4 protein-coding genes are annotated in these 5,929 nt (G+C 67.4%); 3 read left to right on the top strand and 1 reads right to left on the bottom strand.

Annotation, left to right across the window (positions count from 1 at the left end; translation table 11 throughout):
- Nucleotides 1-97: 97 nt before the first annotated feature.
- Entirely contained in the window at nucleotides 98-742 is a 645-nt protein-coding gene (locus DD1DGNOD_RS24190; RefSeq protein ID WP_131768718.1) for an adenylate kinase family protein, read from the top strand.
- Between the two features lie 329 nt (nucleotides 743-1,071).
- Nucleotides 1,072-2,391 (top strand): histidine--tRNA ligase, encoded by a 1,320-nt coding sequence (gene hisS, locus DD1DGNOD_RS24185; RefSeq protein WP_131771105.1) that lies wholly within the window; start codon nucleotides 1,072-1,074, stop codon nucleotides 2,389-2,391.
- A 21-nt stretch (nucleotides 2,392-2,412) separates the two neighbouring features.
- Here the strand turns inward: hisS and DD1DGNOD_RS24180 are convergent, their stop codons facing one another.
- Complete coding sequence (locus DD1DGNOD_RS24180) at nucleotides 2,413-4,746, bottom strand: hypothetical protein (RefSeq protein ID WP_131771104.1); 2,334 nt, start codon at nucleotides 4,744-4,746, stop codon at nucleotides 2,413-2,415.
- A 219-nt stretch (nucleotides 4,747-4,965) separates the two neighbouring features.
- On the opposite strand from DD1DGNOD_RS24180, the gene DD1DGNOD_RS24175 reads away from it, so the two are divergent.
- The coding region (locus tag DD1DGNOD_RS24175; protein WP_131771103.1) for a hypothetical protein at nucleotides 4,966-5,929 on the top strand (964 nt) is incomplete at its 3' end.

Raw genomic sequence — 5,929 nt, 5'->3', positions numbered from 1 at the left:
CCGATACCAGGATGGGGGATGACCGGCACAGCGCCGACCCGGAGGCCGACGGACAGCACGGCATGCGATGGGGAATTCTCGGTAGCCGGAGGTGAGTATGCGCAAGTTCGTCATCATGGGCGTGCAGGGCAGCGGGAAGGGCACGCAGGCGAAAATGCTCGCCGACGACCTCGATCTCGTCCATATCAGCGTGGGTGACATCTTCCGCTGGAACGTGCAGAGTCATACCAAACTGGGCGCCCAGGTCAAACGTATCGTTGCCAGCGGTCACCTGGTCGGCGACGATCTGGTCGAGTCGGTGGTCCGTGATCGTCTTGCCAGCCACGACTGGAACTACGGCTTCATCATCGACGGTTTCCCCCGTAACGCCAGGCAGGCCGAGTTCTTCCTGGAGAGCTACGACATCGACGGAGTGATATATCTGGATCTGCCGGACGAGGAGGTCTACCGGAGGGTGCTGGCAAGACGCCTGTGCTCACGATGCGGGCTGGACTACAACCTCATCGCCAGCCGCCCCCGGGTGGAGGACACCTGCGATGTCTGCGGCGGTCAGCTGCTGACCCGTTCGGACGACAATCCCGAAGCGCTCGAAGTCCGCCTCCGCGAATATCATGACAAGACCAGGCCGGTGATGGAAATCTTCCAACGCAAGGAGTATGTGGCGGTCATCGACGCCCGGCATCCGGCCGCCGACGTCCAGGCCGAGATCCGCGAGCACTTCGACCTGCCCAAGCTGTCCTAGATCGGAGGCCCCGGGGACGCTCACCGGCCAGCAGAAATTCGATCATGGTTTTCCTTGCACGGCCATGAGGTCCCGGAGATGTCAGCAGGGCCGAGGGCCGCGAGCCGCGAGCCGCGGGGCTGTGCCGGCGCGGAGGGTGTGTGGCGGATCCCGTTGTCGCGGTGCGCCACGACGTCCGTCCCGACATCGTGGCGCACGGGATACGGTACGGCCGGCGGGTCATGTCGGATTCAGGCGCATCCCGACCACCCGGCCGGGAGGCACGCGTGGCGTCTCGGCGTGTTTGATATACAACGTTATGTAGTCCCTCGAGAGGAGAAAAATCCGCGATGAGCAACGAGCAGCTCGTCCGGCCCGCACCGGTCAGCGGATTCCCCGAGTGGCTGCCCGAGATCCGGCTGGTCGAGCTGCGCTGGCTCGACGAGATCCGCCGGGCGTTCGAACGCTACGGCTTCTGCTCGATCGAGACCCCGTCCGTCGAGGCTCTCGACGTGCTGCTCGCGAAGGGAGAGACCTCGCAGGAGGTCTACACCCTGCGCCGGCTGCAGGCCGAGGCGTCCGACGACAGCGACGCCCGGCTCGGCCTGCACTTCGACCTCACCGTGCCGTTCGCCCGGTACGTCGCGCAGCACTTCAACGACCTGGTCTTCCCGTTCAAGCGCTATCAGGTGCAACGGGTCTGGCGCGGTGAGCGCCCCCAGGAAGGTCGCTACCGCGAGTTCACCCAGTGCGACATCGATGTCATCAACATCGACCGCGTCCCCCTGTACTTCGACGCCGAACTCCCCCGGGTCATTCACGAAATCCTCACCGGCCTTGGCATCCCCGCGTGGTCGATCAATATCAACAACCGGAAGGTGCTGCAGGGCTTCTACACCGGGCTCGGCATCGACGACCCGCTCGGCGTCATCCGGATCGTGGACAAAATGGACAAGGTGGGCACGGCCGGTGTCGAGAAACTGCTCGCCACCACGCTCAAGCTCACCCCTGAACAGATCAGGGCCTGCCTGGACCTCGCCCACATCCGCGGAAGCGACGCCGGTGTCGCCGACGACATCCGCCGTCTCGGCGTCACCTCCGACCTGCTGAACGAGGGTCTGGAGGAACTGTCATTCGTTCTGGACGAACTCTCCGACCTGCCTGCCGGCAGCATCGTGGCGGATCTGTCCATCGCCCGCGGCCTGGACTACTACACCGGCACCGTCTACGAGGGAAAGTTCGTCGACTGGCCGGACTACGGCAGCATCTGCTCGGGCGGCCGCTACGCCGACCTCGCCGGGTCGTTCATCCGCCGCCATCTACCCGGCGTCGGAATATCCATCGGACTCACCCGGATCTTCGCCAAGCTCGTGGCGGAAGGACGCCTGGAAACCGCCGCCAGTTGTCCCAGTGACGTCCTGGTGGTGCTCCCCAGCGACGTCCGCCGGGCCGAGGCGAGGGCCACGGCCGCACACCTGCGTAGCCGTGGCTACAACGTCGAGGTCTACCACGAGGCCGACAAGCTGGGAAAACAGATCCGTTACGCTTCGCGCAAGGGAATTCCGTTCGTCTGGTTCCCGCCGTTCGAGGACGGCAAGCCGCACGAGGTCAAGAACATGGCCAGCGGCGAGCAGGTCACCGCCGACCCGCACACCTGGCACCGCCCCTGACAAAGGTCCGGGCAGACAGCGTCAGGAAGAAACGATGAACGCCCGGATCTCCTTCTTGAGCTGTTCGAGTTCGTCGATGAGCACAGTGTCCCAGGTGTCAGGCAGTCCCGTGCCGTTGACCGTCACGTGACGGCTGAGGCCGGCGCGCAGACCCCGCAGACAGTCACGTAGATCCTTCGCGGACGGGGGAACGGGAGTCGCCCCCACACGTACGGCCTTTTCCTTTCCGTGCGCAGCCGGGCTGGCGTTGCGATAACCGGCGAGCCTGGTGGCCGCAGGGATGTGCTGCGGCTTTTTCGGATCACACAAGGTGTACCACCCGCGCTCACCGTGCTTGCCCAGCGTCCCTTCGCAGAGGACCGCGGCGCGCACCGCGCAACCCCACGGATCGCTGGCGGCGAGCATCTCCACCAGCCGTAACCGGGCCCGCAGCAGGAGCAGCGGCGCGTGTCCGTGGTCGAAAAGCCCGGCGGATTCCAGCCAGTCCCGGTCGGTTCCGCTTCCCGCACCGGCACGAGCCGGTTGCGCCCCACGCGCCGGAACGAGCGAAAGCCTTCTCACCCGGTCCGCGAGCGGACGCAGCCGGGGCGACCCCCGGTCGAGCAGTGCCGCCGCGGTACTGACGTCCAGGTACTCAAGCGCGGAAGCCGCGACCTCGGCGAGCTCGGCGTCACCGGCGACATGATTGAGAACCGCGTCCCGGTCGACGTCCACAATCGTGTCGTCCAGGGCCGCCACGGAGTTCCGCATCGCCTGCCGCAGCTCCACCAGGCGGACCGGACAGGCAGCCCATAGTGCCCATTCCATGCCGGCCAGCAGAAGCGCAAGACCCTGCGGCTTCGGCCCCGGGCCCACGGCGATGCGGACCTCACCGACCGTGTCAAGATCGCCTTCGGTATCGAGTTCGTCCCAGACGTCCGATCGGATGCCGCCGAGATCGTCGAAATCGGTGCCACATTCCAGCAAAACCCGGCAGTCGACGTCCTGAGCCCGGGCCTTGGCCTCCCACAGCCGGCCAACAGGTTCGGTCTTGTCAGAGACGGCGATCCGGATCACCGGTTCGACGTCGTCCCGCCGCGCCTGGTCGATGAGCGCGTCCAGGCGCGGCGCCGGTGGATCGTCACCCTCGACCGGGTCCGTACCCATCGCGACGAGGATCAGCGCCCGCCGGTCACCGAGATAGGGCCACCGCGCATAGCCGAGCTCCTCGACCTCCTCATCGACGAGGGGCAGATCACGCCGACGCTTGAGGAACCGGCGAATGGCCCGGGTGCCCGCGCCATCGGGCGCCTTGCCGTGCGCAAGGTCGTTGGCCGCGTGCTCAGCCTTCGCGATCTGTGGATCGACCAGCACGGTGAGCGCGGCGGCGGGGAACCCTCCCCTGCGCCGCTCCTTCAGCAGCCTGTCGACCTCCGCGGGCGTCCATCGCCTGGGCTGCACGAAACGTCTATTGATCAGATCGTCCAGGCTTGCGCGCAGTCCGGCGTCCATGGTCCTGGCATTGTCCCGAGCTGCGAGATCTCGCACGTGGGCTTCCAGCCACGAGCGGAACAGAAAACCATCGACCGCCTCGCACCGCTCGATCCGTTCGAGGAGCACCCGGGCCAGGTCCGACGCTGCGCCGCCTGCGGTCTCGGTCGCGAGTACTTGCCGGTCCAGGCGGCTCTGCCAAAACTTCTCGTTGTCGGAATCACGCCTGACCATTGGTGAATAGAACCGGTGCCGCACGAGCCACCGGTCGGCGTTCTCGGTGGGTAGCTGTTGGCTGAGCCGGATCCGCTCCGCGCCACCGCCGGTGAGGGGAAAGATAAGCCGTGGTTCCGCACCGGCTTCGAGCGCGCCGACCACAAGCCCGATCAGGCCGTTGGTCGCACCTCCCCCGAAGGGGATGTCGACCGCGGGTGCCGTGTCACCCGCGTGCATCGCCATCAGCCAGTCACGAACTGCCGCGCGGACCCCGCGGATGTGGGGGGCGCCCACCTCCAGCAGCTCGACGGCACCCGGTTCGAAGCTGACGCCGTACAGGCCGTCGCCTTCCAGCCGCTGTTTCAGCACCGCACCGAGGGGGTGGGTGAAATCCCCGTCCGAAACCGGACCGGCCTGTGCTCTGGTGACGACGAGAACGACCCGGTCGTACCGCGGCGCACCCGGGCCGAACGCCACCGCAAGGGGCACCTGCCATCGCGGATCCGCACTGGTCGTGAGCAGACGGGCGGCCTGTGCCGGATCGGCGCTCTCCAGCTCGGCACATTTCTCGGTAAACGCCCGACCGGAGCGTGTGCCGAGATCCGCGGCTCCGAGCATGCGGACAAGAACGTGACCGGTATCCGTGCACGGCTGGTCGCTGATGGCCATCGCGTATCACCCTCCGCGGTTGTTGGTTGGTGCCCATGCGCTTCTGACGGACGACCCGACCGGCCGTGGATGTCGTTCCCCGGCAAGGATGACGTCAGAGCGGCTCGTGGCCGCAGGCGGGTGGCGCTCACGACGTTGCCGGCATCCGTCAGGGGTGGTGTCGGCGGCCGTCACCGGAGCGGCGCCTGATCGGAGGGCAGCAGACCGATGAACAGCGGCATGACCAGCGACACGCACCATCGGTTCAGCGAGTCGATCGCCACGATCGGTGCGCTGCGGGTGGTCGTCACGCCGGGCCGCGTTGTGGACCTGGACGAGCTGCCGACGTACAGCATCGCGCTGGACGGAATGGTGCAGGGGCCGCGGCTCGATCTCGAGGGCCGGCGCCTCAGCTTCGACCATCACGGCAACTGCACACGGCTGGTCACGTCGGCGACGTGCCGGCAGGTACTCGACGCGTTGCTGCTCGGCCTCGACCCGGTGCCTTACACCGTCTACGTCAACGACATAGACGGTGACACTGCGCTGGCGGTTGCGTTGTTGGCGCATCCCGAATGGGTAGCGCCCGGATCCGCGCACGCGCCCCGTACCCGGGCGCTGGTGGAGACGGTCGGCGCCCGGGACGCGCACGGGCCCGCCTACCCGGTCGCGGACCCGGCGCTGCTCGCCGAGTTCGCCGCGAGCGTCCCGCTGCCGCATCGACTCGTCTCGACACACGATCCGGCACGGATACTCGCCAGCTGTGTGTCGGCAATCGCCGAAATGATCATTCGAATACCCGAGGCGAGCCAGGAGCAGGCCGTACCAGCCCGTAGGAGGGCAACCTTCACCATCACGCACACAGGCACGGGCTGGGTGATGGCCACGAACGACGGCGACGGATTCGAGCCGATCTACGCGGCCGGGCATACCCGCGCGGTGCTCTGGCGGCGGCTTCCCGACGCCTCCATCGCCTATACGGTCGGGCGGCGCAGCGACCTCGTCGACCGCTTCCCGGTCGGCCCGCCGAGCGAGCCCCGGACGATCCTCGCCGCGCTCGGGGCCCGTGAACCCGGCTGGGGTGGTGGCACGTCCGTCGGTGGCGCGCCCCGGCATCCGGATGGTTCCCGCAGCGCCCTGACTCCCGACGAGGTCTTCGCGATCGTCGAGGCGGTCGTCGGCGCGGTTGGCGGGGCGGTTGGCG

The organism is Candidatus Protofrankia californiensis (assembly GCF_900634765.1).
Taxonomy (GTDB): Bacteria; Actinomycetota; Actinomycetes; order Frankiales; family Frankiaceae; genus Protofrankia; species Protofrankia californiensis.
Note: the sequence above shows the minus strand (reverse complement) of the source record. Positions and strands in the feature narration are given on the sequence as shown.

Coding starts and splice junctions, on each gene's coding strand:
- DD1DGNOD_RS24190 (WP_131768718.1), top strand. CDS start 98: ATGCGCAAGTTCGTCATCATGGGCGTGCAGGGCAGCGGGAAGGGCACG.
- hisS (WP_131771105.1), top strand. CDS start 1,072: ATGAGCAACGAGCAGCTCGTCCGGCCCGCACCGGTCAGCGGATTCCCC.
- DD1DGNOD_RS24180 (WP_131771104.1), bottom strand. CDS start 4,746: ATGGCCATCAGCGACCAGCCGTGCACGGATACCGGTCACGTTCTTGTC.